Origin of the sequence: Mesorhizobium qingshengii (assembly GCF_900103325.1) — a bacterium.
GTDB lineage: Bacteria > Pseudomonadota > Alphaproteobacteria > Rhizobiales > Rhizobiaceae > Mesorhizobium > Mesorhizobium qingshengii.
Genome location: NZ_FMXM01000003.1, coordinates 196,846 through 222,130, shown reverse-complemented (window position 1 = coordinate 222,130; position 25,285 = coordinate 196,846). Strand labels below are relative to the sequence as shown.

Here is a 25,285-nt window from a genome sequence, read left to right as displayed (position 1 = left end):
TCAGTGATCTCAGTCGTAGGTCAGGTCGGTCGCCTTGCCGCCGAACACCCGGTAGGCATAGAACGAATAGAAGATGATGACCGGCAGCACGACCACGGTGCCGGCCAGGATGACGGCCAGGCTTTCGGGCGCCGAAGCCGCCTGCCAGATGGTCAGCTTGTCGGGCACCACGAACGGGTAGAACGACCAGGCAAGACCGGCAAAGCCGAGCGCGAAGATGGCGGCCAGCGTCAGGAACGGCGTCAGCGAATGGCGGTCGTCTGCCTTCGGCAGATGGAAGGTCTGCCGCCACAGCCAGAGGAACAGCAGCGCCGACAGGATCGGCAGCGGCGACAGATAGAGCATCGAGGGCCAGACGAACCATTTGTCGAAGATGCGCGGGCTGGCGAAGGGCGTCGCCAGCGACACCGCGGCCATGCCGAGCGCGGTCAGCACCAGCGCCGTGCGCAGCCAGCGCACCGCCTTCTTCTGCAAGTCGCCTTCGGTCTTGTAGATGACCCACGCTGCTCCCATCGCCGCGTAGGCGGCGGCGAGGCAGAGCGCCACCAGCGCGCCGAAAGCCATGCCGCCGAAGCCGACATCGAGGCCGAGCACATAGACGCCCAGCATATAGCCCTGCGCCAGCGAGGCGATGAGCGAACCGAGGAAGAAAATGCGGTTCCAGCGGTGCTTGCGTTCGGTCGGCACCTTGGCGCGGAAATCGAAGGCGACGCCGCGCAGGATCAGCCCGACCAGGAGCACGAACACCGGAATGTAGAGCGCCGTCAGGATGACGCCGTGCGCCAGCGGGAAGGCGACCAGCAGCAGGCCGACGGCCAGCACCAGCCAGGTTTCGTTGGCGTCCCAGAACGGGCCGATGGCCGCGATCATCGTGTCCTGCTCGGCGTCTTGCGCCGCAGCGAACAGGATGCCGATGCCGAGATCGAAACCGTCGAGGATGACGTAGATCAGGATGGCGAGGCCCATCAGGCCGGCGAAGATCAGCGGCAGCAGGGTTGGCCAGTCGTAGGTCATGTCACTCTCCTGCGGCCGGCTGCGACAGCGCTGCGTTCATCACCCCCGGCAGCGGCGATGAATCGCCGTCCTTCGCCGCCTTCAGCGCCAGATGCACCAGCACGCCGAGATAGGCGATCAACAAGAACGCGTAGAGAATGAGGTAGATGGCCAGCGTCAGCGCGACATGGCTGCCAGCCACGGGGCCGACGGCGTCGGCGGTCTTCAGCACGCCTGTCACCAGCCAGGGCTGGCGGCCGATTTCGGTGGTGTACCAGCCGGCCAGCGTCGCCAGCCAGCCCGACAGCGCCATCGGCACCATCAGCAAGGCGAGCGGCGTCGGCAGGCGATGCCGGCGCTTGAGGAAGAAGGCGGCGGACCAGGAGACGGCCAGCATCAGCAGGCCGGTGCCGACCATGATGCGAAAACCCCAGAACACCGGGAAGACCGGCGGATGGTTGCCGGCATAGTCGTTCAGCCCCGGCACGACCCCGTCGGTGCTGTGCCGCAGCACGAGGCTGGCACCGTCCGGAATGGCGATTTCGAACCTGTTTTCCTTGGCTGCCTCGTCGGGCAGGGCGAAGAGAACCAGCGGCACGTTGGGGCCGGTGTTCCAGTTGGCCTCCATGGCGGCGATCTTCTGCGGCTGGTGCTCCAGCGTGTTCAGCCCGTGCTGGTCGCCGGCGAAGATCTGGATCGGGATCAGGATCGCCGCGGTGAAGACGCCGGTGCGCAGCGCCTTCCACATCGATTCCGAACGGTCGCCCTTGAGGTAGCGCAGCGCCGACAGGCCGGCGATGAGGAACGATACCGTCAGCCCGGAAGCCAAGAGCATGTGGACCAGCCGGTAGGGCATCGACGGGTTGAAGACGATCGCCCACCAGTCGACGGCATGCGCCACGCCGTCGCGCATCTCGAAGCCGGCCGGCGTCTGCATCCAGGAATTCAGCGCGATGATCCAGAACGCCGAGACGGTGGTGCCGCCGGCCACCAGCACCGTCGCCAGCGTGTGGATGCGGTTGGAGACACGGCGGAAGCCGAACAGCATGATGCCGAGGAAGGCCGCTTCGAGGAAGAAGGCGGTGAGGATCTCGTAGGCCAGCAGCGGCCCGGCGATGTTGCCGACCTTCTGCATATAGCCCGGCCAGTTGGTGCCGAACTGGAAGCTCATGGTGACGCCGGTGACCACGCCCATGGCGAAGGACAGCGCAAACACCTTCACCCAGGTGAAATAGGCGCGCATCCAGGCGGAATCGCCCGTGGCATTGTAGCGGAGCTTGAAGAACAGCAGCACCCAGCCAAGCGCAATGGTGATTGTCGGAAACAGGATGTGGAACGAAATATTCGCGCCGAACTGCATGCGCGACAGGATGAGCGGGTCCATTGGCGGGCTCCGGCTGCTGCTAATGCGCGGAAGAATAGGCTCGAAGTGGGGCTGGGTCAAAGCGGCGTGGCGCCACGCGGGGCGCGTTGTCGCAGCAGATCAAGGAAAGCATCACCATGCGATAGGCTGCGGACTCGCGATGATTGTCGAGAACTGTCAGCAGCGGCATTGACTTGCGGTTGCATGCAACGACATTCGGCCTATATCAGGTCACCTCTTTCAAGCAGCCGTTTTCAATCATGCCCTCCATCCTCTCCATTTCCGGGGTCTCCAAGACCTACGCAACCGGCTTCACGGCGCTCAAGGAAGTCAACCTCGATATCGAGCGCGGCGAGATCTTTGCGCTGCTCGGTCCCAATGGCGCCGGCAAGACGACGCTGATCTCGATCGTATGCGGCATAGTCAACCGCTCGTCGGGCACCGTCACGGTCGACGGCCATGACATCAACAAGGACTACCGCGCCGCGCGCGGCCTGATCGGCCTGGTGCCGCAGGAACTGACCATCGACGCTTTCGAGACCGTCTGGGCGACGGTCAACTACAGCCGTGGCCTGTTCGGCAAGCCGGCTAACCATGCCTTCGTCGAGAAGGTGCTGCGCGATCTTTCGCTGTGGGACAAGAAGGACGCCAAGGCGATCACCCTGTCGGGCGGCATGAAGCGGCGGCTGATGATCGCCAAGGCGCTGTCGCACGAGCCGCGCATCCTGTTCCTCGACGAACCGACCGCCGGCGTCGACGTCGAGTTGCGCCAGGACATGTGGGCGATGGTGCGGCGCCTGCGCGAGGACGGCGTCACCATCATCCTCACCACCCACTATATCGAAGAGGCCGAGGCGATGGCCGACCGCGTCGGCGTCATCAATCGCGGCGAGATCATCCTGGTCGAGAACAAGGCCGAACTGATGCGCAAGCTTGGCCGCAAGCGGCTGGTGTTGGAGCTGCGCAGCCCGCTGACGGCCATTCCCGAGGCCTTCTCGCGCTACGCACTGGAGCTGTCGCCTGACGGCGGGCAGCTGACCTATACCTATGACAACCAGGCCGAGCGGCCGGGCGTCGCCTCGCTGATCCGCGATCTCGAGGCTGGGGGCATCCAGTTCCGCGACATCGACACGCAAAACAGCTCGCTCGAGGAGATCTTCGTCAATCTGGTGAGGAGAGAGCCATGAACCTGCGCGCGGTCTGGGCGATCTACCGGATGGAAATGGCGCGTGCCTTTCGCACCGTGCTGCAGAGCATCGTCTCGCCTGTCATCTCGACATCGCTGTATTTTGTCGTCTTCGGCTCGGCCATCGGCTCGCGCATCACCGAGATCGACGGCATCAGCTACGGCGCCTTCATCGTGCCGGGGCTGATCATGCTGTCACTGCTGACGCAGTCGATCTCCAACGCCTCCTTCGCCATCTACTTCCCGAAATTCGTCGGCTCGATCTACGAGTTGCTGTCGGCGCCGGTCTCCTATCTGGAGATCGTCATCGCCTATGTCGGCGGCGCGGCGACCAAGTCGATCATCCTCGGCCTGATCATCCTGGCCACCGCCTCGCTGTTCGTGCCGCTTTCCATCCAGCATCCATTCTGGATGGTCGTCTTCCTGGTGTTGACGGCGGTGACCTTCAGCCTGTTCGGCTTCATCATCGGCATCTGGGCGAAGAGTTTCGAACAGCTGCAACTGGTGCCGCTGCTGATCATCACGCCGCTGACCTTCCTCGGCGGCAGTTTCTATTCGATCAACATGCTGCCCGGCATCTGGCGCACAGTGACGCTGTTCAATCCGGTCGTCTACCTGATCAGCGGCTTCCGCTGGAGCTTCTATGGCAAGTCCGACGTCTCGGTCGGCGTCAGCCTCGGCATGACCGTCGTCTTCCTGCTGGTCTGCATAACGATCGTCGCCTGGATCTTCAGGACCGGCTACCGGCTGAGAAACTGACGCGGCTTCGCAAAGCCCAGCTCCCGCAGAATTTCAAATGGCCTTGACCAGCCGCAGCAGTCCCAGCATCTCGACATATGTTCCTTTGCGGAAGGCGATATAGGTCGGCTCCTCGGTGCCATGGAAGCGGCGCTTGAACGCCGCCTGGCCTTGCAGGTTGAACCTGCGGCGGTTGACCCATGGCGATTCGTAGGCGCGCTGGAAGGTGTTGCGCCAGAAATCGCTTTCGGCGAATCCGCTTGGCCCGATATCGAGCATCGGCGACAGGCCGAGCGTGACCACCGACATGCCTTGCTCGCGAAAACGGTCGACGGCGAATTTGGTCAGGCCGATCTCGGCATGCGGCGAGGCATTGATATGCTTTCGCTTGAAGGCCGTGGTGTAGCCGATGACCTTGCCGTCTCGAAACAGCGGATCGAAGTCGAGCAGGGCGACGAGCTCGCCATCGGGGCCGTGCAGCACGAAACGGCGCATGTCGATGCCGAGATGGTCGGCAAACGGGCGGTTGAGAAAGCCCATCTCCCAGCGTTTGACGATGCGGTCGCCGCGCCAGTTTTCGGAAAGCCGGGCGATCTCGTCGAGAAAGATCGTCCGCTTGTCCTCGTCGAACGAAAAACCCTTCTTCAACAGCCAGCGCTCGGAGTAGCGCACGGTTTCGTTCCGCTTTCCGGAAAAATCATGGTCGGGCAGGCTCAGGCGGGTGTCGATGCCGAGCCGATTGACCTTGTAGCCGAGCCTGGCCAGCACGCGCGCGGTCGGCTCGCCGATCTGAACGAACCAGGGGCTGCCGGCGGTCTCGACGAAGCGCCTGATGTAGTCGGGCCGATGGGCCGGAGCCGTCACCGGATCGCCGAGCGCGAAATGATGCCTCATCTTGGTGCCGAAGGCGATGTAGCCGTCGGCATCGCCGAAATAAGAAAGCTTGCCTTGCACTGCGGTGGAATAGGCGAGCGAGAAATCGCCATGGCGGCGGACCAGCGCCAGGCGCTCGACATGCGTCAGGTCCTGCCGCGGGACCTTGGGCGCGGCGCCCTCGAGAATTTTGTCGAAATAGATCCGCAAGGAGGGCATGGTCGAGATTCCGCGTACCGTCTACAGCGCCGCGCATCTTGTGGACACGCAAGACACGCCGTGGCGCTTTGATTTCGCCCGTGAACTCGAAAACCGACTGCGAGTTTCGAGTTCCCGCGCTGTGACAGAAGATCCGCCAAGCCCCCGGACCTCGAATCAATCACATTGCCGCGACCTGATTACCGCCGATGTGGCGTATGTGCCATATAGGACGCAACCGCGGCCGGCGCACGGCTCGAGAATCGCTGGCGATTCGCGATAAGGATCATGCGCAGTATCAGAACGACGCGGCGTGCCTTGCGCTTCCACGGCGGAGGTGTGGCGCTGGAAGGGTCGAATGAGGGTTCGAGAGACAATGGCTGACACGACAATCAAACCGGTGGCGCACCAGCCGGTGGCAGTCGAGCCGGCAATCGTCATTGGCGCCGGCGCCGCCGGACTGGCCGCCGCGCATGCGTTGATCAAGGCCGGCGTGCCTGCGGCGATCCTGGAGAAGGAAAGCCGGCTGGCCGAGCCCTGGCACCGGCGGCACCTCAACCTGCACCTCAACACCCATCGCGACCTCTCTTCGCTACCCGGCGTCAGCTTCCCCGCCGGCACGCCGGCCTTTCCGCCCCGCACCCTTGTCATCCGCCATCTCAATGAGTTCAGCGAGATGCATGGGCTGCCGGTGCAGTTCGGCGTCGCTGTCGAAGAGATCGCGTTCAAGGGCGATCATTGGGCCGTGCTGACCAGCGCCGGACCGCGCCTGGCCCACCATGTCGTCATCGCCACCGGGCGTGACAGGCAGCCCTTCGTTCCCGAATGGAAAGGAATGAAGGATTTCGCCGGCCGGATCATCCATTCGGCGGATTTTGGTGACGCGAAGGACTATGCGGGTAAAAAGGTGCTGGTGGTCGGCGCCGGCAATTCGGGCTTCGACGCGCTCAATCATCTGGCAACTGTGGACACGGCCGCGGTCTGGCTGTCGGCCCGCAACGGCCCTGCCCTTCTGCCCAAGCGGATCGGCAAGATCGCCGTGCACCGGCTCTCGCCGCTCATGGCGCGCTTGCCCTTGCGCCTCGCCGATGCGGTGATCGCGGCGACGCAGCGCCTGGCTTTCGGCGACCTGACCAAATTCGGCATGCCGCCCGCGCCTTCCGGCGGCGTATCGCGCCTGGCCTCGGACTACACGGCGATCGCCGCCGACGATGGCGCCGTCAACGCCATCAAGTCGGGCCGGATCGTCGTGGTGCCGGCAATACGGGAATTCACCCGCGACGGCGTGATACTGGCCAATGGCAACCTGGTCGCTCCCGATATCGTCATTGCCGCGACAGGCTACCGCACTGGACTGGAGCCCATGGTCGGCAAGCTGGGGGTGCTCGACGGCAAGGGCTTTCCGCTTTTCAATGGCGGCGACAGCGATCCGAAATTGCCCGGCCTCTGGTTCACCGGCATGCGGCCAAGCATCCGCGGCTGCTTCGCCAATTCCGTCATCATGGCAAAAGCGATCGCCAAGCGGATTGCCAGTTCCGCGGGCGTCTCCCGCCAAGCCGGCGCTTCACGCTGATTTAGGTTCGATGCGCCGGGAACCGGCGGTGCGCACCCCGGTCGGTTCGGGAATCCGCTTGCGGCATAGGGATCGATGCACGCCCGAATAGCATGGATTGACCTATTTCTTGCCTTGTTATATAACATGTTATGGTTTAACAGCGAGCGAGAGAATGATGGAAGACGTCCTGCGATCTCTTGGTTTCCTGTGCCTGGGCAGCAGGTTGAAGCGGATCGGCGAGCAATTGCAGGCCGATACGCAGCGTCTGCTCGATTGCCTGGATGTTCCGGTTCAGTCCAGCCAGTACCCTCTCCTGGCCGCGCTCGACAGGCTGGGGCCGCTGCCTGTCGGCGAGCTGGCGCAATCTCTCGGCATCACGCAGCCAGGCGTGACGCGAAGCGTATCGCTCCTGGCCGATCTGGGACTGGTCGAGGTCACGCAATCGGACGGCGACCAGCGGCGCAGGATGGTCTCCCTGACCAAGAGCGGTCAGGGCCTTGTCGATGTTGCAAAGCGAGACGTCTGGCCGCGTATCGAGGGCGCCGTCGCGGATTTGTGCCGGGGCCTTTCCGGGCCGCTGCTCGATCAACTGGCCGCCATCGAGGACGGTCTGGTCGCGGCCCCGCTCGATCGTCGTGTAAAAATGAGCAAGGGCGCAGCGCAATGAGGCACGTGCTCGATCGTCCCGTCTGGAGCGCGCTGGACACGCGCCATCAGGCCTTCGCGCAAGGGGACAAGCTCGCCAGGCGCTATCCATCGTCGATCGTTCCCTTCGCGGCCACCGCCACGGACGACGCGGAAAGCCTCCAGGCGCTCGCGAAGCTTGTTCCCCCAAACGAGAGCGTGATCATGCTTCAGGCGGACGCCATTGCTCTTCCTGCTGGGCTATCGGCGATCTCGACCGCCTTCGGCGTCCAGATGGTTGCCGAGGCGCCACTGCGGACCGTGTCGGATGAGCGCGTGCAGCCCCTGACGCAAGACGATGCAGCCGAGATGCTGGCCCTGGCGTCGCTCACCAGGCCTGGCCCGTTCACGCTCGGGGCATTGAGCCTCGGCGAGTTCTGGGGTGTAAAAATCGAGGGCCGGCTGGTGGCGATGGCCGGCGAGCGCATGAAGCAGCCTGGCTATACCGAACTCAGCGGCGTGTGCTCGCATCCGGAGTTTCGCGGCGGCGGCCTGGGCCGGCTGCTGTCCCTGTTCGTGGCAAACCAGATCATGGCGCGCGGCGAGATACCCTATCTTCACGCCTATGCCACAAACGCTGCTGCCATCAAATTATACGAGTCCATCGGCTTCCGATTGAGAAGCGCAATGAACGTTGCCGTGGTTCAGCGCGCGGAGTAGGGCCGCCGCCGGCTCGTGGGTCATGCCGACTTCGGCTCGAGCCGGCGGAAACCGACTGCTTCCATCAGCATGTCCTCCTCGACCATGCCGGCATTGTGCAGGGCGAGCAGGTTAAGGGCGATCTCGCGGGCCTCGGCCGAATCGGGATGCGCTTCGCGCTGTCGGCAGGCCTCGTCGAAGACGCGCTGCAGCCTGGCGATCTCGCCAGGCTTGAGCAGGCCACGGTCATAGACGGACTTCGGCATGGTGTGGGTCTCCTGGTCATGACCTAGGGCGCCACGTGTAAATTGCCAATCTTTCCCGAGGCTTGAATGATCTCGTGCAAAAAGGAGGGGACTCCGGATCACCGAAGTCCCCTCTTCAAATTGAAAATTGAAAAAAGGGTTCGTGTCAGACCGCGATCTTGCCACCGCCCTGTTTGGTGATCGCAACGACCGCCGGCCGCACCGGCATGTCGGGCCTGAAGTCGGGCCAGCGGGTCGACAGGTCCTCATAGTAGGACGGGCGGCCGAACGCCTCCCAGTCCTCGCCGCCGTCGCCCGGATGCTGGACCGCGACGAAGGCGGTCTGATCATCAGGCGTAAACAGCGGGCCGCACATTTCGGCGCCGATCGGCACGCGGAAGAACAGTTTTGAGGTGGCCCGGGCCGCTCCTTCGGTGTCGACCGCCCACAGGCCGTCGGTGCGGCCGGTGGCCTTCGGGCCCTGGCCATCGGTGGCGACCCACAGGCGGCCGGCCGAATCGACCGCGCAATTGTCGGGCATGCCGAACCAGCCATTGGCCGTCGTTGCCGTCGAGAAGGTGGCGCCGACCTCGGCAACCGCCGGATCGCCGCATTTCAGCAGCACCTCCCACTTGCCCTTCGCAGAGGTGAAATCGCCGCCGTCCTCCGATATCTCGATGATGTGACCGAAGGCGTTCGCGGCGCGCGGATTGGCGGCATCGACCTGGTCGGCCTTGCGCTTCGAATTGTTGGTCAGCATGACATAGACCTTGCCGTTGACGGCATTGGGCTGGATGTCTTCGGGGCGGTCCATCTTGGTGGCGCCGAGCAGGTCGGCCGCGCGCCGCGTCTCGATCAGCACGTCGGCCTGGCTGGCAAAACCGTTCTCGGCGGTCAGCGGGCCTTGGCCGAAGACGATCGGCAGCCATTCCACCGAACCGTCATCGGCGAATTTGGCGACATGCAGCGTGCCGTCGTCGAGCAGGTCCTTGTTGGCGGCGTGGTCGCTGGCATTGAACCGGCCGGCGGTGACGAACTTGTAGACATAGTCGAAGCGCTCGTCGTCGCCGAGATAGAAGACGACGCGGCCATCCCTGGCGACGATCGATTCGGCGCCCTCATGCTTGAAACGGCCCATGGCGGTGCGCTTCCTCGGCGTCGAGGTCGGATCGTTGACGTCGACCTCGACGATCCAGCCGAAGCGATTGGGCTCGTTCGGTTCCTTGGCGAGGTCGAAGCGGTCGTAATGCGCCGCCCATTCATAGGCGCCTTCGGGGATGCCGAGGCGCTTGTAGTTGGCGGCTTCCTTGTGGCCCTCGGGCAGTTCGCCTGAGAAATAGCCGTGGATGTTCTCCTCGGACATCACATAGGTGCCCCAGGGCGTAACGCCGCCGGCGCAATTGTTGATGGTGCCGAACACCTTGGTGCCGGACGGATCGGCATTGGTCTTGACGCGGTCATGGCCGGCGACCGGGCCGGACAGCGCCATTTCGGTGTTGGCGGTGATGCGGCGGTTGAGCTTGCCGTCGCGCACCACCTGCCATTTGCCGGCTTGCTTGCGGATCTCGACGATGGTGCCGCCGTGTGCCGCCATCTCGACATCGACCTGTTCCTTGCTGAGCGGCGCCTGCTTGGCCTTGCCGTCGGCGATGGTGACGAGGCCCGGAAACATCAGATGCGGATTGGTGTATTCGTGATTGACCACCAGTAGGCCGTGTTCGGCCGAACCGTCGATCGGCATATAGCCGACATAGTCGTTGTTGTAGCCGAACTGTTTTGCCTGGGCCTGCGCCGACTGTTTCGTCGGATCGAATTCCGGCGAATCGGCAAACAGCGGATCGCCCCAGCGCAACAGCACATCGGCATCATAGCCCGGCGCGACATGGTGCTTGTCGTCGATGCCAGCCTCGAGCTCGTCGAACGAGAAGGCGGAGCCTTCCGCGGCGCGCGCCTCGTCGGCGCTGACCAGAGCCAGCGGGCTGACGGTGGCGGCGATCGCCGAGACGGCCAGCGAACCCTTCAGGAAACCACGGCGCGAGAATCGCGCGGCGATGATTTCGCCCATGGTGCGGTTGTCGGTGGGGTTGGTGGCCGGTCCTTCGTTTTCCTCGAGCCGGCTGGTGGCGAATCGGGTGTCGGGGGAGCGATGATCAGTCATGGGGCTAGCCTCTGGCTATTGGAGTGGCTGGAGCGGGATACGAGTTTGATCCCTTATAGCCGGCCGATCACATTTTCGTGACACCGGCCGCCACTTTCAGCCGCCCACGGCAATCCGCGATCCGCCGTCCGGGCAAGAGGTCCGCTTGACGTGCCCGCGCGCTTCGGAAACAAGGTCTGCGACGCACGCGGCGCGCGCCGCTTCGAGAGGGGACAGGGCGTGAGTTTTTCGGGATTGCTGCAGCTCGGCTTTTCGACGGTGATCTTCCTGCTGGCGGCGACCGCCGCCAAGCAATGGGGACTGGCGCCAAGCCTGGGCAAGATCCTGCTGACACTCGCGCTCTATTCGCTGGGCAATCTGATCATGCTGAGGCTGATCCGCGAGTTCGGCATGTCGGTGTCGTTCAGCCTGTCAGCCGTCATCCAGCTGGTCTCGGTGAATGTCGTGGCGCTGGTGTTCTTCGGCGAGCGCGTCAACGTGCTGCAGGCAACCGGCATCGTGCTGGCGGTCGCCGCCGTGGCGCTGATCACGCTCGGGCCCTATCTGCAAGCGCGGTTGTAACGGCGGATAACTGATGAAGAACGCTGCGAACGCTCTGCTCAACCGGCTCGAATTCCCGGTGCTGCTCGCCGGCCTGGTCATCGCCGGCGGCCTGTGGGGATTCGAGGAATTGATGGAGGTGGCGCGGGCCACCACGCCGCACGCCTTCGACACCGAAATCCTGCTTGCCTTCCGTCAGGCCGGTCAGCCGGGTGTCCCGATCGGTGCTCCATGGCTGGAGGGCGCGATGCGCGACATCACCAGCCTCGGCAGCGTCAGCGTGCTGGTGCTGATCACGGCAGCGACAATCATCTACCTGCTGTTGATCCGCCGCCCGGCAACGGCGTTTCTCATCTTCGTAGCGGTGGCGGGCGGCCAGGCGCTGTCGAGCCTGCTGAAAGTCGGCGTCGACCGGCCACGACCCGAACTCGTCTCGCATCTGGTCACCGAGACCTCGCTGTCCTTTCCGAGCGGCCACGCCATGCTGTCGGCGGTGACCTATCTGACACTCGGCTCCCTGGCGGCTCGCTTCCTGCCAGGCCGGACAACCAAGGTCTATGTGTTGTCGCTGGCGGTGCTGACGACGCTGCTGGTTGGCGTCAGCCGCATCTATCTCGGTGTCCACTGGCCGTCGGATGTGCTGGCCGGCTGGTGCGCTGGCTTCGCCTGGGCGATGCTGTGCTGGTTGGTGGCGCGGCTTCTGCAGCGACGCAAGGTGGTGGACGACGACGCCTGACCGGCAAGCTCGGCGTCAGATCATCCTGTTGATGACATGCCCGCAACCTGCCAGCAGCAAGATCATTGACAGCACGCATGCCGGCGTCATGAAAGCCTTCAGGATCTTCAACGGCTTATTCCTTCGATTTGTCGATGAGATGAATCGGGATCGCCGTCGGGCTCACGCGCAAACGACGACAATGCAACAGGCTAGCATGACAGCCGCACGCACCGCCATCTCGTCACAGCGTTATCGACCGTGGCGTGTAATCGCCTGGAAATTGCGCCGGCTGGATCAGCTGGCCCGACCCGATTGGGTTCCAAGGTATTCATGGGCACCGCGCGCAACTTCTTGGCTAGCTTCCAAGCCAGCGGCGTACAGCGTCAGACATGCTTCCTTAAACCGTCGCCTCGATTGGCTCGGCAAGCCTCGGGTTTGCGCGCGCGGCGATCAGGCAGCCGGCGACGATCAGGCATGCTCCTGCCAGCGTGGTCCAGGCTGCCGCTTCGTCGAAGAAGAACCAGCCAAGCGCGATCGCCCAGATGAAGGCCGAGTATTCCGTCGGGATCAGATATTGCGCTTCGGCGCGCGCATAGGACCAGCTCATCAGGAATTGCCCGGCTAGCGACAGCACCGTCACCCCGGCCAGAGGAAGCCAGAGATTAGCCGGCAAAGCGACGGCGAGCCAGGGCGCCGCGAGACCCATTATGACGGCAACGCAAAGGTTCTGGAACAGCATGATCTCGATCGGCTTGGCCAACTGCGCCTGTTGCCGGGCAAGGATCAGATTGTAGCCGTAGAACACCGTCGAGACGAGCACCGCCACTGTGCCAAGCAGGGCATCCTGCGAATAGCTTGCCCGCCCGAACTGACCGGCCAAGATGATGGCGACGCCGGCGATGCCGGCCAGCGATGCCCAGATCGCTTGCCGCCGGATGCGTTCGCCCAGCAACAGCGCGGCGAGGAAGAGGGCGAACAAGGGCGCGACGAAGCTGAGCCCGATCGCCACCGCCAGCGGCAGCCTGGCCAGACCCCAAAAGAAACAAATGAGAACCATGGCGACAATCGCGGCGCGCAGCGCATGCAGCCTCAGCACCGCAAGGGTTGGCGTTGAGCGCGGCCCCGCCGACCAGGCCGCGCCCGCGACGACAGTCGCGACCATGCTGCGCCACAGCACCGTGTTGTAGACCCCCACGGCGATAACCAGGGTCTTCATCGCCGCATCCATCCCGGACAGCAGGAAGATCGCCAGCGCGCATACAAGCACCGGGATCATCGGGGAAACGGCGCCGGTCAGGCTGGGTGTCTTCACGGCTTCACTCATGCAACGGATTGCAGCCGCATATCCCGGAGCGAACGGCAGGACCAGATGGCAGCCTCGTCGATATGGAGGTCCAATGCCTTGGGCGACGCCTTGCGAGAGTCTCAAGGGCCGACCCGGAGGCACTGCTCTCATTCTCAGTCGAGCTTCAGTGCCGCCACTTCGCCCTCATTCATCAGTGGCACATAGAGGATCGACTTGCCGTCGGTGCCGATGTCGGCGCTGCCCGGCTTGAAATGCGCCACCGCTTCCGGCGCGCCACCAGCATGATAGCGGTAGAGCGTGCCGGTCATGTAGGCGGTCGCATAGATGCTGTTACGAAGAGCGACGACGCCATCGAGATCGGCGAATTTTTCCGCCCCTGGCAATGGCGAAACCACCTTGCTGGCGAGATCGACCGACAGCAGCCCGCCCGGCTCGGCGGTGCTGAAGTCGGGCTTGATACCCTTGCCCCAGGACGCCACGATCAGCCGGTCGCCATCGGCGAAGACGCCGTTGGGCGAGGCCAGCATCGCGTCCTTGAGGAACAATTCCGGCTTGTCGCCGTCGATGCGGTAGATCGTATCGGCCAGCATGTCGGTGACATAAACCTTGCCGGATTGGTCGGATGTCATGTCGTTCAGGAAGACGGCATTCGGCACCGCGATGCTGGCGACGAGCTTGCCGCTGGCGAGGTCGACGACGCGAACCTTGGTGATGTCGGCGACATAGAGCTTGCCGCCCGATATCGCCATGCCCTTGGGCGCATCCATGCCGTCGGCCCAGTGCTGGCTGACCGTCTTGCCGTCCAGGGACAGCACCGACAGATAGCCATTGCCGTCGGCGGCGCCGGGATTGCCGACGATGTTGGAGACGATGATGCGGTTGTTGGCGGCGTCGAACAGCGCCGATTCCGGTTGTTCGAGGCCGGTGGCGCGCCACAGCTCGCCGGCCTGGGCGACTGGCGCCGTGGCCATGCCGATGGCGAGAAAGGCCGGGGTGATGAAGCTGTTCATGGCTGGTCTCCTGTGATGACGGCGGACAGCTATGATTTTCGATACTTTTGCGAAAGTCAGATTACCGCTAGTATCGAAAGTCGATACGAAACTGCCGGCAAGAGGTGCATCCCATGAACGGCCTGATCTTCGAGGCGCTGAAACGGACGCTGAAGGCGAAGGGGGTCACCTATCGCGAACTTGCCGAACGCATGGGCGTTTCCGAGCCGACGGTGAAGCGTATCTTCCACGAGCGCAACTGCAAGCTCGACCGGCTGATGGAAATCTGCGCCGCCGCCGCCGTCGAGCTGGAAAACGTGCTCGGCTCGATGAACCGCGGGCCGGGACCGGTCAACCACATCGCGCCGGAGATCGAGCGCAAGCTGGCCGGCCGGCCGGCGCTGCTGTTCGTCTTCGTCATGCTGTCGGAGAAATTCACGCCCGAAGGCATCATGCGCTCGCAAGGCTTGAGCGAGGCTTCGATGTTCCTGTACCTGCGCGACCTGGAGGAACTGGGTCTGGTCGCGCTCGGCCGTGGGTTGTCGGCAAGATTGCTGATCGAGACGCCGATCCAGTGGAATTTCGAAGGGCCGCTGAGGCCGCTGTTCGAGATGACCAACAAGAACTTCGTCGGCTGGGCCATCACCCATATCGACAAGGAGGCGACCTTCGTCAGCTTCAGCAGGCGTATGCGGCCGGAAACGGCGGAGATGGTGCGACGCGAGGCCGAGGATCTGGCCGATCGCGCCAAACTGCTGGCCCATCATGACCAGCACACCACGCCGGAGGACGGGCTCACCGGCTACAAATGGACGTTCGCGTTTGGTGCAACGCCGTTTGAGGCGATCATGCCGATCGGCCCCCACCCGCGCGACGCCGGCGCGACAGCAAACGACCGGGCCGCCAAGGCACGGAGACCCATGCCGGCGTAGTTGAGCCTGCGAGAGCAATTCCAGGAAAAGCGCACGGCGCTTTTCCTTGGGAATTGCGTCAAAACAAGGAGTTAGAGCGGTTTGCCGTTTCCGTGAAACGGTGAACTGCTCTCAGCCGCCTTTGCGTCGGCAACCCTGTCGTCCCACGTCACGGTCCGGTAGTCGAACCCATATTCCAGCGTCGGCTTGACGATGCGAAAAAACGGCGACAGGTCGAAGTCGCGCGGCGTGTACAGCGAGTGATGGCGGATGTGCAGGATCTCCTTGCGCGAATAGTTCGACTGCGCCGAAGCGCGGCCGGGCGCGCGGGTGATCCCGGGCAGGATCGGATAGCGGATCTGGCCATAGGCCTCGGCGATCAGCGTCGAGCAGATCGCCCGGGTCGGGTCGCTGGAGCCGAAGGCCAGCATGCGGCGACGCCAGCGCACCGGCACCGGCGGCGTCGGCAGGAAATAGCGCAGCATGTCGAAAAGGTTCTTGAGGTCGTATTTGAGGCCGAGCTTGCCGATCATGAAGGCGACGACCTTGTCGCGGTCCTCCGGTGTCAGCCCGTTCGCCCGGCAGATACGGGTGTTGTAGGTGCGATAGCGCGACAGCGGCACGGCGACGCAGCCTTCGCCGAGCGTGACCTCGATCAGGCGCGGCCGCTCCGACCCGTCCTCCGGCTCGGGCAACGCATCGCTGACATAGAAGGCCGCATGCGACCAGGTCGACTGGGTGAGGTACTTGATCGCCGCCGAGATCTTCTGGTTGCCCTCGATCAGCAGGATGTCGCCCAGCTCCAGCGTGCGGCGCAGCGTCTCGGCATCGGATGGCGTGTAAGGTTCGTAGCCGGAGGATTCTTCCTGCAGCCGGCCGGCAAGCCAGCGGCCAAGTCGATCCAGAAGCGTGTCGCCGGGCTTGGTCATGCCATACGGCGATTAGCATATGCAGGCGGCTGGACGCCAGCCGCACCGTCCGTCAGCTGGCCGCCGCGCTCGCGTCTTCCGGCGACGGGGCCAGGTCGTGGCGTGCCTTGCGGGCCAGTTTTCGTGTCGAGCGCTTGGGACTGTCCCCGAAAAGCTCGGTTGCCTCGGCTAGGCAGGTCTTCTTGAGGTTCTTCTCCGACCGTTTCAGAAGCTTGCCCAGAAGCTTCTTGTCCTCGGGCGATCCGAGCGGCCGCTCACCGCTGTCGAGGAGCGCGCGCATCACCAGCACGTCGTGCAGCTCGCCCAGCCGCTCGCCCAGCTGGTCGACCGCCTTGCGCCGGGCCTTGATCGGGGTCGGCCACAGCCTGCCGAGCAGCGACAGATGCATGCCGTGCGTCTTGGCCGCCTTGCGCAGATCGTGGAAGTCGTTGGCTTCGCCGCGCGACCCGGCCTTGTCGAGCGCCTTCCTGGCACGGCGCAAGGTGGCGCGGGCGCCGTCGGCAAGCACGTCGGCGGCCTGTTCCGGCTGGTCCGGCAGGGTGAGGCTTTCGATCCGCTTCAAGCCGTCTTCACAAGCGGCGGTTGCCGCGCCGACCGCCGCTTCGAGCCCGCTGCCTTCATGCAGTTCCTGCTGGTGGGCGACCAGCCTGTCGCGCACCACGCCCAGCTCGTCGCCGGCACTCTCCTTGGGGAAGCTTGCCGCCAGCCGGTCGATGGTCTCGATCAGCGCCGTCGCCTCGCGTGGCCCGGCAAGCAGGCCCGCCACGTTGCGGTAGCACTGGTTTTCTGTATCGCAGAATGTTTCGTCTCCGGAACGAACGAGGCGCAACAACGCGCGCACATTCTTCAGTCGCCTGCGGCATTTGTGCAGCGCCTGTTCCGGCCGGCTGGACGCGGCGTCGAGATGAGCCAGCGCCTTGCCGATTTCCTCGGCTAGGATACGCCTGACCTCGCCGGTCAGCGGCAGGCGCGGATCGATGCGAAAACTCATGCGGCGATCTCCGGTATCCCCCCGAGGGCGAGCGACGCGTTGTAGAATTTTGACTCGCCGGTGACCTCGCGGCCGAGCCAGTCAGGCAGCATTTCGTCCGGCACGTCTTCCGGCGTCTCGAGTTCGGCGACCACAAGTCCCGCAAGCGGCCCGCCAAAGACATCGACTTCATAGAGATAGCCGCGATGCCTAACATGGTGGCGTGTCTTCTCGATGACACGTCCGATGGCGAAGGCCAGCATCTCCTCGGCTTCCGCCAAGGGGATCGAATATTCGAATTCGTCACGCTCACGCGCCCTGCTGCCGAATTTGAGCGTCAGCTTGGCCGAGGCGCCATCGCTGATGCGGATGCGCACGGTTCGACCGGGTGCCGCGGCCAGATAGAACTGGCGAATGCGGATATCCGCCTCCGCCAGGTTCCGCCATGCGGTGCTGGAGACCAGGAACTTGCGCTCGACTTCCTTGCCCATGGCCGCGCACTAAAGCGGTTGCCGCCGGCGATGGCAAGTGCCGCCGGCGATGGTAAAGACAGCCGCGTATACAGGTTGACTTTAATCAATCGATTGATTAAATAGCTCGCATGATCAGGTCGTCCAACGCCAAAAACCCACGCCGCGAGACATCTCCCGCGGAGCCTACTCGAGCCGCCCTTGTCCGGGCGGCGCTGAGACTGTTCGGGCGGCAGGGTTTTGACGGCACGTCGACGCGCGAGATCGCGGCGGAGGCGCAAGCCAATATCGGCTCGATCGCCTATCATTTCGGCGGCAAGGAAGGCCTTCGCACCGCTGCCGCCGACTTTATCGTCGAGACCATCCAGACGGTTGCCGGCCAGGCGCTCGGCAATGCGCAGGCGCCTGTCCCGGGCAGTCCGGAGGCGGCGCGGGCGCAACTGTTCGCGGCGCTGGAACGGATGGTCGGCTTTGTCGTGGCAAGTCCGCAGGCCGGCGAGATCGTGCAGTTCGTCTTGCGCGAGCTCTCCCATCCGACGGCGGCGCTCGACCGCATCTATGACGGCGTCTTCGAGCCGACGCACCGCCGGCTTTGCCAGCTGTGGGAGCAGGCGACGGGCGAGCCGGCCGAAAGCGAGGCGACCCGGCTCACCGTGTTCACGCTGATCGGCCAGGTCATCTATTTCCGCATCGGCCGCGAAGCCGTGATGCGTCGCATGGGCTGGCGCGACATCGGCGCCGCCGAGGCGGCCAAGGTGGTGGCGGCCACATCGGACAATCTCAAGGCTATATTGGCTGCCAGGAAGGGGCAAAGACCATGAGCTTTCTGTGTTCGCTGCCGCTCGCCGCGCAGCTTCTCGGCGCCTGTGCCCCGGCAGCACCTCTGGCCGTCGGTTATGTCGAAGGCGACTATGTGCTGCTGGCGCCGATCGAGGTGGCGCAGGTCGAGACGGTCACCGTCAAGCGCGGCGATCGTGTCGTGCCCGGCACGACCGTTGTGACGCTGGAAAGTGCCGATGCGAAGATCGCGGTGGCGCAGGCGCAGGCAAGCCTCGCCCAGGCCCAGGCGCAGCTTGCCGACCTGCAGGTCGGCAAGCGGCCGGAGGAGATCGCGGCGCTCAAGGCCCAGGTCGACATGGCCAAGGCGCAGGCGGATGACGCAAGGCGCAAATACACGCGCGCTGCCGACCTGTTCAAGCGCGGCACCGGCAGCCAGGCCGATTTCGACACCGCGTCGGCAACGCTGGAGACAGCCGACGCGCAGCTCGGCCAGGCAGAGGCCAATCTCGCGGTCGGCGGCCTGCCGGCGCGCCCCGAGACGATCAAGGCCGCCGACAATCAGGTCAAGCAGGCGCAGGCAACGCTCGAACAGGCTGAGTGGCGGCTGTCCAAGCGCGCGCTGGCCGCACCCTCGCCCGGCCGCGTCAACGACGTCATCCGCAATCCCGGCGACACCGCCGGCCCGACCGCGCCGGTCATTTCGATCCTGCCCGACGGCGCGGTGAAGCTCACCGTCTATATACCGGAAAGTGCCTTCTCCTCTGTCAAAATCGGCACCGTGCTCGACGTCCATTGCGACGGTTGCGGCCCGGATGTGAAGGCGCGGGTCAGCTATGTCTCGCCGGATCCGGAGTTCACTCCGCCGGTGATCTACTCACTCGAGAACCGGCAGAAGCTGGTCTACCTGGTCGAGGCGCGGCCGGAGGGCGATGCCGGCCCGCTGCAGCCCGGCCAGATCGTCGATGTCGAGCTGGACGCTGGAAAATGAACGCCATAGACGTTCACGGCCTGGTCAAGCGCTTCGGCGACAAGACCGTCGTCGACCATGTGACGATGGCGGTGGCGGAGGGCGAGATCGTCGGCTTTCTCGGGCCGAACGGTTCGGGCAAGACCACCACCATCCGTATCATGTGCGGCCTGCTGACGCCCGATGAAGGCGAAGGCACGGTGCTCGGCTTCAACATCCGCACCGACAGTCTGCGCATCAAGCGTGAAGTCGGCTACATGACGCAGAAATTCTCGTTCTACGAGGATCTGACGATTGGCGAGAATCTCGAATTCGTGGCGCGGCTCTACCGGCTGAAGCCGGTCGGCGAGTATGTCGCCAGGACGCTGGAGGAACTCGGCCTGACCTCGCGCCGCGACCAGCTTGCCGGCACATTGTCCGGCGGCTGGAAGCAGCGGCTGGCGCTGGCCGCCTGCATCATGCACAAGCCGAAGCTGCTTCTGCTCGACGAGCCTACGGCTGGCGTCGATCCGAAGGCGCGGCGCGAATTCTGGGACGAAATCCATCGCCTCGCCAGCGGCGGACTGACCGTACTGGTCTCCACCCACTACATGGACGAGGCCGAGCGCTGCCACCGCATCAGCTACATCTCCTATGGCAAGATGCTGGCCACCGGCACCGTGGCCGAGGTGGTCAGGAATGCCGGGCTGACCACGTTCATCGTGGAGGGCCCGCACCTCGACCGGGTCGCGGCGGCGCTCGATGGCCGCCCCGGTGTCGACCAGGTGGCGCCGTTCGGCGCGACGCTGCATGTCGTCGGTTCCGACAGGAAGAAGCTCGAAGCCGCGCTCGCCGATGTCGAGAAAGAGCACAAGGGCGTGACATTGACGCCGGGCGAAACCAGCCTCGAGGATGTCTTCATCCAGTTCATGTCCGGCTCGAAGGACAACATGGCATGAACAGCGTCTTTTCCTTCGCCAGGCTCGGCGCCCTGCTGATCAAGGAATTCATCCAGATGCGGCGTGACCGCATCACCTTCGCCATGATGCTGGGCGTACCGCTGATGCAGCTGGTGCTGTTCGGCTTCGCCATCAACAATGATCCCAAGAGCCTGCCGACCGCGCTCGTTGCCATCAGCAACGACCAGTATACGCGTGCCATGGTCTCTGCCCTGCAGATGACGGGCTATTATCACTTCGACTATGTGGCGCAGAGCGCCACCGAGGCCGAAGCGCTGATGGCCAAGGGAGTTGTCTCTTTCGTGGTGACGATCCCGGCCGATTTCGCCCGGCGGGTCGAGCGCGGCGACAACCCGCAGATCCTGATCGAGGCCGACGCAACCGATCCTTCCGCCGCGAGCGGCGCCGTTTCGACCTTGAGCAAGGTGGCGAGCCAGGCGCTGCTGCGCGCGCAGGGCATGCAGGCGACCGCCGCTGAAAGCGCCAGGGGGCAGCTGCAGGTGGTGGTGCACCAGCGCTACAATCCGGAAGGCGTCTCGCAATACAACATCGTGCCCGGCCTGCTCGGCGTCATCCTGCAGATGACCATGGTTATGATGACGGCCATGGCGCTGACGCGCGAAACCGAGCGCGGCACGATGGAGAACCTGCTTGCCATGCCTTCCAGCCCGGCCGAGATCATGCTCGGCAAGGTGCTGCCCTTCCTCGTCGTCGGCGCGGTACAGATGGTGGTGGTGTTGGTCGCCGCGAAGCTCCTGTTCAGCGTTCCGTTCGTCGGTTCGCTGACGTTGCTTCTGTCGGCGGTGCTTGTCTTCGTGCTTGCACTGGTGCTGCTCGGCTACACGATCTCGACCATGGCGCGCTCGCAGATGCAGGCGATGCAGCTGACCTTCTTCTTCTTCCTGCCGTCAATCATGCTGTCGGGCTTCATGTTCCCCTATCGCGGCATGCCCGGCTGGGCACAGGTCCTGGGCGAGATCTTCCCGCTCACGTATTTCCTGCGCATCACCCGGGCGGTGATGCTCAAGGGCGCCGACTTCCATGCGATAGGGACCGAGGTCGGCTGGCTGGTGCTGTTCGTGGTGGTGTTTGCCGGCACGGCGCTGCTGCGGTTCCGCCGCACGCTGGATTAGCATCAAGGTCTGATCAACTGGCTGCCGCAAAGGGCCGAGACGGGTTGGACGACGGACAGTTGGATCGAGCCGCGGACTTCGGGCGCATGAACGAACATTGGGGTGACCCTGAAGGTGTGGCTGTCTCCTAGTCCCTGAGCGATCCCGGACCGCTGACGAACGGGCTCTCCCTGACATAGAATCGCAGCAGGCGGTCCGCATCCTTCGAAATGCCGATCCTGATGCTCTGCCCGATTTCGCCGGGTTGGTGGTCATCGCCTGCGAGCCACAGCGGGCCTTGCCGGCAAAGATCGAGCCCGTCGAGCGAACGATCGATCCGCAACGCCGCAGCGAGCCTTCCCGGTCCTCGCGCCAGGTCGCGCAGGCGCTCGACGCCGCGATTGAGCCGCATGATCGGGATGCCTTCGAGCGGCTCGAGCGCCCTGATCAGCACGCCGGTTCCGATCCCGGCCCTCTCGCTCGAGACATTCAGCATGTAGGAGATGCCGTAGGCGAGATAGACATAGGCGTGCCCGCGTTCGAGAAACAGCGAGCGGTTGCGCGGGGTCATCCCCCGGTAACCATGCCCGGCGGCGTCACCGACGACATAGGCCTCGGTCTCGACGATGCGTCCGCTGACGATGCCTTCAGGCAACTCGCGCACCACCACCTTGCCAATGAGGGTGCGGGCGAGATCGGTCGTATCGCCGGGCAATTCAGAGCGGGCGAGCGGACGGATCATCCTTATCGCCAAGGCTCAAGGCATCCGCTCGACCCATTGCGCGCGCGAAGGCCCCGGCTCGAACGGATCGCCGAAATACTGGGTCTCGCGGGCCACCTTGCCATCGAGGAACTCCATGATGCTCACCGTGTAAGACGGCCGCCCGTCATAGGCCAGGACATATTCCGTGATCCAGAGGTCGCCCGCACCGATGATCCGCCGCACCGTGAAGCGCTTCCGGTTCGGCTGCGCGGCGCGCGACGACTGGATGTCGCGCCGCCCGCGGACGCGCTCCCCTGACTGCGGGTAGTCGAGCACCGCGTCCTCCCGGTAGATCTGGTGCTCCCCCTCGAAATCGTTCGCATCGGAGGCAGCCCAGTGATGATCGAGGGCCGCTCGAATCTCCCGGTCCTCCATGTCAAATCTCCTTGACCATCGCCGCCGATACAGTGCTGTGGCGCTCCGGCACTTTGGACCGGTGCGTGACCCAGACGGGCCGCATCCTATGCGGCTGCCATGATCCCCGCATAGGTGCCGAAATCGACGTTGCCGCCGGACAGCACCACGGCGACGCATTTGCCTGCCAGCTCGATCTCGCCCGACGACAGCGCCGCCAGTCCGACGCAGCCGCCGGGTTCGACCACCAGCTTGAGATAGGCCATGGCGTCGCGCATCGCCTGTGCCGTCGCCTTGTCGGAGACGGCGATGCCGCCGGCAAGGTTCCTGCGGTTGATCTCGAAGGTGATCACGCCCGGCTCGGCGGTGAGGATCGCATCGCAGATCGAACTGTGGCCCGGCTCGTTCGCCACCCTGATGCCCGCGGCCAGCGAGCGGCGGGTGTCGTCGAAATGCTCGGGCTCCACCGCCCAGACGGCCGTGCTGGGCGAGGCGTCCTTGACGGCAACCGAGATTCCGCTGCTCAGTCCGCCGCCGCCGCAGGGCACCAGCACCGCGTCGAGGCTCACGCCAAGCGCTTCCACCTGGCGCATCAATTCGAGGCCGATCGTGCCCTGGCCGGCGATGATGGCCGGATCGTCGAAGGGCGGCACCAGCACCATGCCCCTTTCGATGTACGGGCCCACGACGGCCATGCGGTCGTCGCGAAAGCGGTCGAACGGCACCACCTCCGCTCCCATCTTGCGGACATTGCCGACCTTCATCGCCGGCGCGTCGGCCGGCATGGCGATGACCGCCTTGACACCGAACATCGCGGCGGAGGCGGCGACGCCTTGCGCGTGGTTGCCCGACGAGAAGGCGACGACGCCACGGCCGCGCTCCTCTTCGCTGAGCGACGACAGCTTATTGTAGGCGCCGCGGAACTTGAACGAGCCGGTGCGCTGCAGCGTCTCCGGCTTGAACAGGATGCGGGCGCCGAAGCGCTTGTTGAGTTCAAGCGATTCGATCAACGGCGTTTCAACAATCAGGCCGGAAAGCCGGGCTGCGGCACGGCGGAGGTCGGCTATGCCGGGAGGCGTGGTGGCGGTCATGCGAGGTCCAGCAAAAGAGACAGTGTCTTCTCATGATGCCCGCAAACAACGGTAGCACACCATTGAAAAAATGTGACCGTTACAAAGTTTGGCATGTCTTGAGCGGCGTTGGCGGTGCCCCTCACCGGCCTGCCGTCGCCAGCGCGGCGCCGAGGCCGGCAATTGGCCTTGCAGCCAACCACTCTTCATCCCAGAAGCGTCCGCTGCCTCTTCGTCCCACCCAACTTGCGCCAGTTGTTGAACCGGTGGGTGGCGGCGGCAAACGAGATCTTCATCTGCTGGGCGACCGAATAGCGCGACTTGCCTTCGTCGAACATGCGGTAGCAGCACTCCACGCCTTCTTCCGTCAACTTGCCGTCCGGCGCCTTGTTGTGCGGATTGGCGGGATCGAATTTCTCGACCTCCTGCTCGACCAGGCCCTTCAGGCGTTGCAAATCGGCCTCGATGCTGGCGATGAGATCGAGAGCGGGCTTTGGGTCGAATTCCGGTGCGTGCGCCTTTGTCGTCATCTGCGGCTTTCCTTCTATCGGCTTAGGTTTGCCTATATAGGGAAATCTTCGCCGATAATGAAGGGTCAACGGCGATCGGCGGCTTCAACAATTCTTGACCCGCGACCCCAAGCGCGCGATTGACCGGAGGCGCGTCAAACCCTAGTTTAGAACCATTCTAAACTAGGGTGAATTCCTCATGCTTTCCCGTGTTTTCGGCTTCGGCTTCGGCCGCCGTCCCTTCGAATCGCTCTCCGAGCAGGAGATCCTGGCGCTGGCCATTTCGTCCGAGGAAGACGACGGGCGCATCTACCGTGCCTATGCTGACGGGCTGGCCGAAAGCTTTCCGCAATCGGCGAAGGTGTTCGAGGAGATGGCCGAGGAAGAGGACGGCCATCGCGACTCGTTGATCGAGCTTCACCGCCAGCGTTTCGGCGAGCGCATTCCACTGATCCGGCGCGAACATGTGAAGGGCTATTATGAGCGCAAGCCCGACTGGCTGGTGCGACCGCTTGGCGTCGAGCATGTGCGCAGCCAGGCCGAGGCGATGGAACGGCAGGCCTACCTGTTTTATGTCGAAGCGGCAAAGCGCACCACCGATGCCTCGACCAGAAAACTGCTCGACGATCTGGCGCTGGCCGAACAGGGGCACGAGACGCTGGCACAGCGTCTGGAGCAACAGCACGTGCCGGGCGAAGTGAAGGACGAAGAGGCCGCGGCCGAGCGGCGCCAGTTCATCCTGACCTATGTGCAGCCGGGATTGGCTGGCCTGATGGACGGTTCGGTATCGACTCTGGCGCCGATCTTCGCCGCCGCTTTCGCCACGCATGACACCTGGCAGACCTTTCTGGTCGGCCTTGCCGCCTCGATCGGCGCCGGCATCTCGATGGGATTCACCGAAGTGGCGTCCGACGACGGCAAGCTGTCGGGCCGCGGCTCGCCGATAAAACGCGGCATCACCACCGGCGTCATGACGTCGGCGGGCGGCCTTGGCCACGCATTGCCCTATCTCATCCCGCATTTCTGGACCGCGACCGCTGTCGCTGCGGTGGTGGTGTTCTTCGAACTATGGGCCATCGCCTTCGTCCAGAACCGCTACATGCAGACCCCCTTCCTGCGCGCCGCCTTCCAGGTGGTGCTCGGCGGCGCGCTGGTGTTCGCCGCCGGCGTGCTGATCGGCAACGCTTAGGTAGAGCGGCAAAGGTCAGCGCCGCCCCTCACCCTTACCCTCCCCCCGTGAAGAACGGGGAGAGGGGGGTCGCCGGCGCGGGAGCTTGTCCCTTCTCCCCGTCACTATACGGGGAGAAGGTGCCGGCAGGCGGATGAG

The 25,285-nt window shown here is 64.3% G+C and carries 27 protein-coding genes; 13 read left to right on the top strand and 14 right to left on the bottom strand.

Translation table 11 applies throughout. From position 1 onward, the window contains the following. Window positions 1-9: 9 nt before the first annotated feature. Window positions 10-1,014 (bottom strand): cytochrome d ubiquinol oxidase subunit II, encoded by a 1,005-nt coding sequence (locus BLS48_RS04785; protein WP_091575857.1) that lies wholly within the window; start codon window positions 1,012-1,014, stop codon window positions 10-12. A gap of 1 nt (window position 1,015) precedes the next feature. Then, window positions 1,016-2,377, bottom strand: a complete 1,362-nt coding sequence (locus BLS48_RS04780) for a cytochrome ubiquinol oxidase subunit I (RefSeq protein ID WP_091575856.1) — start codon at window positions 2,375-2,377, stop codon at window positions 1,016-1,018. A 239-nt stretch (window positions 2,378-2,616) separates the two neighbouring features. Between BLS48_RS04780 and BLS48_RS04775 the strand changes: the two genes are divergently transcribed. Together BLS48_RS04775 and BLS48_RS04770 are read left to right on the top strand one after the other, a co-directional pair. Next, window positions 2,617-3,543: an ABC transporter ATP-binding protein gene (locus tag BLS48_RS04775; protein WP_091576212.1), complete on the top strand. Its 927-nt coding sequence runs from the start codon at window positions 2,617-2,619 to the stop codon at window positions 3,541-3,543. Further along, a complete protein-coding gene (locus BLS48_RS04770) occupies window positions 3,540-4,301 on the top strand; it encodes an ABC transporter permease (protein ID WP_091575855.1) in 762 nt (253 codons plus the stop codon). Before BLS48_RS04775 ends, BLS48_RS04770 begins: the two co-directional genes overlap by 4 nt. 33 nt (window positions 4,302-4,334) lie before the next feature. Here the strand turns inward: BLS48_RS04770 and BLS48_RS04765 are convergent, their stop codons facing one another. Then, window positions 4,335-5,372: a phosphatidylglycerol lysyltransferase domain-containing protein gene (locus BLS48_RS04765; RefSeq protein ID WP_091575854.1), complete on the bottom strand. Its 1,038-nt coding sequence runs from the start codon at window positions 5,370-5,372 to the stop codon at window positions 4,335-4,337. Between the two features lie 355 nt (window positions 5,373-5,727). Between BLS48_RS04765 and BLS48_RS04760 the strand changes: the two genes are divergently transcribed. From BLS48_RS04760 to BLS48_RS04750, 3 genes are all read left to right on the top strand, one after another. Further along, window positions 5,728-6,924: a flavin-containing monooxygenase gene (locus BLS48_RS04760; protein ID WP_091575853.1), complete on the top strand. Its 1,197-nt coding sequence runs from the start codon at window positions 5,728-5,730 to the stop codon at window positions 6,922-6,924. 157 nt (window positions 6,925-7,081) lie between these two features. Then, complete coding sequence (locus tag BLS48_RS04755; protein WP_091576211.1) at window positions 7,082-7,573, top strand: MarR family winged helix-turn-helix transcriptional regulator; 492 nt, start codon at window positions 7,082-7,084, stop codon at window positions 7,571-7,573. Further along, window positions 7,570-8,250: a GNAT family N-acetyltransferase gene (locus BLS48_RS04750; protein ID WP_091575852.1), complete on the top strand. Its 681-nt coding sequence runs from the start codon at window positions 7,570-7,572 to the stop codon at window positions 8,248-8,250. The genes BLS48_RS04755 and BLS48_RS04750 overlap by 4 nt, the downstream gene beginning before the upstream one ends. A gap of 20 nt (window positions 8,251-8,270) precedes the next feature. Here BLS48_RS04750 and BLS48_RS04745 read toward each other — a convergent pair whose 3' ends face one another. Then, window positions 8,271-8,495, bottom strand: a complete 225-nt coding sequence (locus BLS48_RS04745) for a hypothetical protein (RefSeq protein WP_091575851.1) — start codon at window positions 8,493-8,495, stop codon at window positions 8,271-8,273. Window positions 8,496-8,640: 145 nt separating this feature from the next. Continuing rightward, window positions 8,641-10,632: a PhoX family protein gene (locus BLS48_RS04740; protein WP_091575850.1), complete on the bottom strand. Its 1,992-nt coding sequence runs from the start codon at window positions 10,630-10,632 to the stop codon at window positions 8,641-8,643. Window positions 10,633-10,851: 219 nt separating this feature from the next. Between BLS48_RS04740 and BLS48_RS04735 the strand changes: the two genes are divergently transcribed. Beyond that, window positions 10,852-11,193: a hypothetical protein gene (locus BLS48_RS04735; protein WP_091576210.1), complete on the top strand. Its 342-nt coding sequence runs from the start codon at window positions 10,852-10,854 to the stop codon at window positions 11,191-11,193. Between the two features lie 13 nt (window positions 11,194-11,206). Next, window positions 11,207-11,908 carry a phosphatase PAP2 family protein gene (locus BLS48_RS04730; protein WP_091575849.1) on the top strand — a complete coding sequence of 234 codons (702 nt, stop codon included), beginning with the start codon at window positions 11,207-11,209 and terminating at the stop codon, window positions 11,906-11,908. A 379-nt stretch (window positions 11,909-12,287) separates the two neighbouring features. Here BLS48_RS04730 and BLS48_RS04725 read toward each other — a convergent pair whose 3' ends face one another. Together BLS48_RS04725 and BLS48_RS04720 are read right to left on the bottom strand one after the other, a co-directional pair. Beyond that, window positions 12,288-13,214 (bottom strand): DMT family transporter, encoded by a 927-nt coding sequence (locus tag BLS48_RS04725; protein WP_091575848.1) that lies wholly within the window; start codon window positions 13,212-13,214, stop codon window positions 12,288-12,290. Window positions 13,215-13,348: 134 nt separating this feature from the next. Continuing rightward, the gene (locus BLS48_RS04720; RefSeq protein WP_091575847.1) at window positions 13,349-14,206 is read right to left on the bottom strand and encodes an SMP-30/gluconolactonase/LRE family protein; all 858 of its coding nucleotides are present in this window, start codon (window positions 14,204-14,206) and stop codon (window positions 13,349-13,351) included. A gap of 113 nt (window positions 14,207-14,319) precedes the next feature. Between BLS48_RS04720 and BLS48_RS04715 the strand changes: the two genes are divergently transcribed. Next, window positions 14,320-15,117 carry a helix-turn-helix domain-containing protein gene (locus BLS48_RS04715; RefSeq protein ID WP_091575846.1) on the top strand — a complete coding sequence of 266 codons (798 nt, stop codon included), beginning with the start codon at window positions 14,320-14,322 and terminating at the stop codon, window positions 15,115-15,117. Between the two features lie 71 nt (window positions 15,118-15,188). Here BLS48_RS04715 and BLS48_RS04710 read toward each other — a convergent pair whose 3' ends face one another. Genes BLS48_RS04710 through BLS48_RS04700 form a run of 3 tightly spaced genes read right to left on the bottom strand, consistent with a single transcriptional unit; the run spans window position 15,189 to window position 17,486 of the window. Beyond that, window positions 15,189-16,025, bottom strand: coding sequence for a C40 family peptidase (locus BLS48_RS04710; RefSeq protein ID WP_091575845.1), 837 nt, complete (start codon window positions 16,023-16,025; stop codon window positions 15,189-15,191). Between the two features lie 52 nt (window positions 16,026-16,077). Next, on the bottom strand, window positions 16,078-17,016 hold the full coding sequence (locus BLS48_RS04705) for a CHAD domain-containing protein (RefSeq protein ID WP_091575844.1): 939 nt from the start codon (window positions 17,014-17,016) through the stop codon (window positions 16,078-16,080). Further along, window positions 17,013-17,486 carry a CYTH domain-containing protein gene (locus tag BLS48_RS04700; protein WP_091575843.1) on the bottom strand — a complete coding sequence of 158 codons (474 nt, stop codon included), beginning with the start codon at window positions 17,484-17,486 and terminating at the stop codon, window positions 17,013-17,015. Before BLS48_RS04700 ends, BLS48_RS04705 begins: the two co-directional genes overlap by 4 nt. A 110-nt stretch (window positions 17,487-17,596) precedes the next feature. Between BLS48_RS04700 and BLS48_RS04695 the strand changes: the two genes are divergently transcribed. The 4 genes from BLS48_RS04695 to BLS48_RS04680 are packed head-to-tail and all read left to right on the top strand — an operon-like array spanning window position 17,597 to window position 21,283. Then, window positions 17,597-18,286 carry a CerR family C-terminal domain-containing protein gene (locus BLS48_RS04695; protein WP_091575842.1) on the top strand — a complete coding sequence of 230 codons (690 nt, stop codon included), beginning with the start codon at window positions 17,597-17,599 and terminating at the stop codon, window positions 18,284-18,286. After that, window positions 18,283-19,233, top strand: coding sequence for an HlyD family secretion protein (locus BLS48_RS04690; protein ID WP_091575841.1), 951 nt, complete (start codon window positions 18,283-18,285; stop codon window positions 19,231-19,233). Before BLS48_RS04695 ends, BLS48_RS04690 begins: the two co-directional genes overlap by 4 nt. After that, complete coding sequence (locus BLS48_RS04685; RefSeq protein WP_091575840.1) at window positions 19,230-20,150, top strand: ABC transporter ATP-binding protein; 921 nt, start codon at window positions 19,230-19,232, stop codon at window positions 20,148-20,150. The genes BLS48_RS04690 and BLS48_RS04685 overlap by 4 nt, the downstream gene beginning before the upstream one ends. Continuing rightward, window positions 20,147-21,283 (top strand): ABC transporter permease, encoded by a 1,137-nt coding sequence (locus tag BLS48_RS04680; protein ID WP_091575839.1) that lies wholly within the window; start codon window positions 20,147-20,149, stop codon window positions 21,281-21,283. Before BLS48_RS04685 ends, BLS48_RS04680 begins: the two co-directional genes overlap by 4 nt. Before the next feature lie 127 nt (window positions 21,284-21,410). Here the strand turns inward: BLS48_RS04680 and BLS48_RS04675 are convergent, their stop codons facing one another. The 4 genes from BLS48_RS04675 to BLS48_RS04660 all read right to left on the bottom strand — a co-directional run bounded on the left by BLS48_RS04675 (window position 21,411) and on the right by BLS48_RS04660 (window position 23,979). Beyond that, window positions 21,411-22,004 carry a DNA-3-methyladenine glycosylase gene (locus BLS48_RS04675; protein ID WP_167364947.1) on the bottom strand — a complete coding sequence of 198 codons (594 nt, stop codon included), beginning with the start codon at window positions 22,002-22,004 and terminating at the stop codon, window positions 21,411-21,413. Between the two features lie 15 nt (window positions 22,005-22,019). Then, a complete protein-coding gene (locus tag BLS48_RS04670) occupies window positions 22,020-22,400 on the bottom strand; it encodes a nuclear transport factor 2 family protein (RefSeq protein WP_091575838.1) in 381 nt (126 codons plus the stop codon). A gap of 86 nt (window positions 22,401-22,486) precedes the next feature. Continuing rightward, the gene (locus BLS48_RS04665; RefSeq protein WP_091575837.1) at window positions 22,487-23,470 is read right to left on the bottom strand and encodes a threonine/serine dehydratase family protein; all 984 of its coding nucleotides are present in this window, start codon (window positions 23,468-23,470) and stop codon (window positions 22,487-22,489) included. Window positions 23,471-23,655: 185 nt separating this feature from the next. Then, on the bottom strand, window positions 23,656-23,979 hold the full coding sequence (locus BLS48_RS04660; RefSeq protein ID WP_091575836.1) for a hypothetical protein: 324 nt from the start codon (window positions 23,977-23,979) through the stop codon (window positions 23,656-23,658). 178 nt (window positions 23,980-24,157) lie between these two features. Between BLS48_RS04660 and mbfA the strand changes: the two genes are divergently transcribed. Next, window positions 24,158-25,147: an iron exporter MbfA gene (gene mbfA / locus BLS48_RS04655; RefSeq protein WP_091575835.1), complete on the top strand. Its 990-nt coding sequence runs from the start codon at window positions 24,158-24,160 to the stop codon at window positions 25,145-25,147. Window positions 25,148-25,285 lie beyond the last annotated feature (138 nt).

Bases quoted from the DNA above. Each gene is read 5' to 3' on its own strand.
- BLS48_RS04725 (WP_091575848.1), bottom strand. From the start codon at position 13,214: ATGAGTGAAGCCGTGAAGACACCCAGCCTGACCGGCGCCGTTTCCCCG.
- BLS48_RS04755 (WP_091576211.1), top strand. From the start codon at position 7,082: ATGGAAGACGTCCTGCGATCTCTTGGTTTCCTGTGCCTGGGCAGCAGG.
- BLS48_RS04780 (WP_091575856.1), bottom strand. From the start codon at position 2,377: ATGGACCCGCTCATCCTGTCGCGCATGCAGTTCGGCGCGAATATTTCG.
- BLS48_RS04730 (WP_091575849.1), top strand. From the start codon at position 11,207: ATGAAGAACGCTGCGAACGCTCTGCTCAACCGGCTCGAATTCCCGGTG.
- mbfA (WP_091575835.1), top strand. From the start codon at position 24,158: ATGCTTTCCCGTGTTTTCGGCTTCGGCTTCGGCCGCCGTCCCTTCGAA.
- BLS48_RS04770 (WP_091575855.1), top strand. From the start codon at position 3,540: ATGAACCTGCGCGCGGTCTGGGCGATCTACCGGATGGAAATGGCGCGT.
- BLS48_RS04710 (WP_091575845.1), bottom strand. From the start codon at position 16,025: ATGACCAAGCCCGGCGACACGCTTCTGGATCGACTTGGCCGCTGGCTT.
- BLS48_RS04690 (WP_091575841.1), top strand. From the start codon at position 18,283: ATGAGCTTTCTGTGTTCGCTGCCGCTCGCCGCGCAGCTTCTCGGCGCC.
- BLS48_RS04760 (WP_091575853.1), top strand. From the start codon at position 5,728: ATGGCTGACACGACAATCAAACCGGTGGCGCACCAGCCGGTGGCAGTC.
- BLS48_RS04745 (WP_091575851.1), bottom strand. From the start codon at position 8,495: ATGCCGAAGTCCGTCTATGACCGTGGCCTGCTCAAGCCTGGCGAGATC.
- BLS48_RS04660 (WP_091575836.1), bottom strand. From the start codon at position 23,979: ATGACGACAAAGGCGCACGCACCGGAATTCGACCCAAAGCCCGCTCTC.
- BLS48_RS04670 (WP_091575838.1), bottom strand. From the start codon at position 22,400: ATGGAGGACCGGGAGATTCGAGCGGCCCTCGATCATCACTGGGCTGCC.
- BLS48_RS04715 (WP_091575846.1), top strand. From the start codon at position 14,320: ATGAACGGCCTGATCTTCGAGGCGCTGAAACGGACGCTGAAGGCGAAG.
- BLS48_RS04705 (WP_091575844.1), bottom strand. From the start codon at position 17,016: ATGAGTTTTCGCATCGATCCGCGCCTGCCGCTGACCGGCGAGGTCAGG.
- BLS48_RS04700 (WP_091575843.1), bottom strand. From the start codon at position 17,486: ATGGGCAAGGAAGTCGAGCGCAAGTTCCTGGTCTCCAGCACCGCATGG.
- BLS48_RS04750 (WP_091575852.1), top strand. From the start codon at position 7,570: ATGAGGCACGTGCTCGATCGTCCCGTCTGGAGCGCGCTGGACACGCGC.
- BLS48_RS04765 (WP_091575854.1), bottom strand. From the start codon at position 5,372: ATGCCCTCCTTGCGGATCTATTTCGACAAAATTCTCGAGGGCGCCGCG.
- BLS48_RS04785 (WP_091575857.1), bottom strand. From the start codon at position 1,014: ATGACCTACGACTGGCCAACCCTGCTGCCGCTGATCTTCGCCGGCCTG.
- BLS48_RS04675 (WP_167364947.1), bottom strand. From the start codon at position 22,004: ATGATCCGTCCGCTCGCCCGCTCTGAATTGCCCGGCGATACGACCGAT.
- BLS48_RS04665 (WP_091575837.1), bottom strand. From the start codon at position 23,470: ATGACCGCCACCACGCCTCCCGGCATAGCCGACCTCCGCCGTGCCGCA.
- BLS48_RS04775 (WP_091576212.1), top strand. From the start codon at position 2,617: ATGCCCTCCATCCTCTCCATTTCCGGGGTCTCCAAGACCTACGCAACC.
- BLS48_RS04695 (WP_091575842.1), top strand. From the start codon at position 17,597: ATGATCAGGTCGTCCAACGCCAAAAACCCACGCCGCGAGACATCTCCC.
- BLS48_RS04740 (WP_091575850.1), bottom strand. From the start codon at position 10,632: ATGACTGATCATCGCTCCCCCGACACCCGATTCGCCACCAGCCGGCTC.
- BLS48_RS04685 (WP_091575840.1), top strand. From the start codon at position 19,230: ATGAACGCCATAGACGTTCACGGCCTGGTCAAGCGCTTCGGCGACAAG.
- BLS48_RS04720 (WP_091575847.1), bottom strand. From the start codon at position 14,206: ATGAACAGCTTCATCACCCCGGCCTTTCTCGCCATCGGCATGGCCACG.
- BLS48_RS04680 (WP_091575839.1), top strand. From the start codon at position 20,147: ATGAACAGCGTCTTTTCCTTCGCCAGGCTCGGCGCCCTGCTGATCAAG.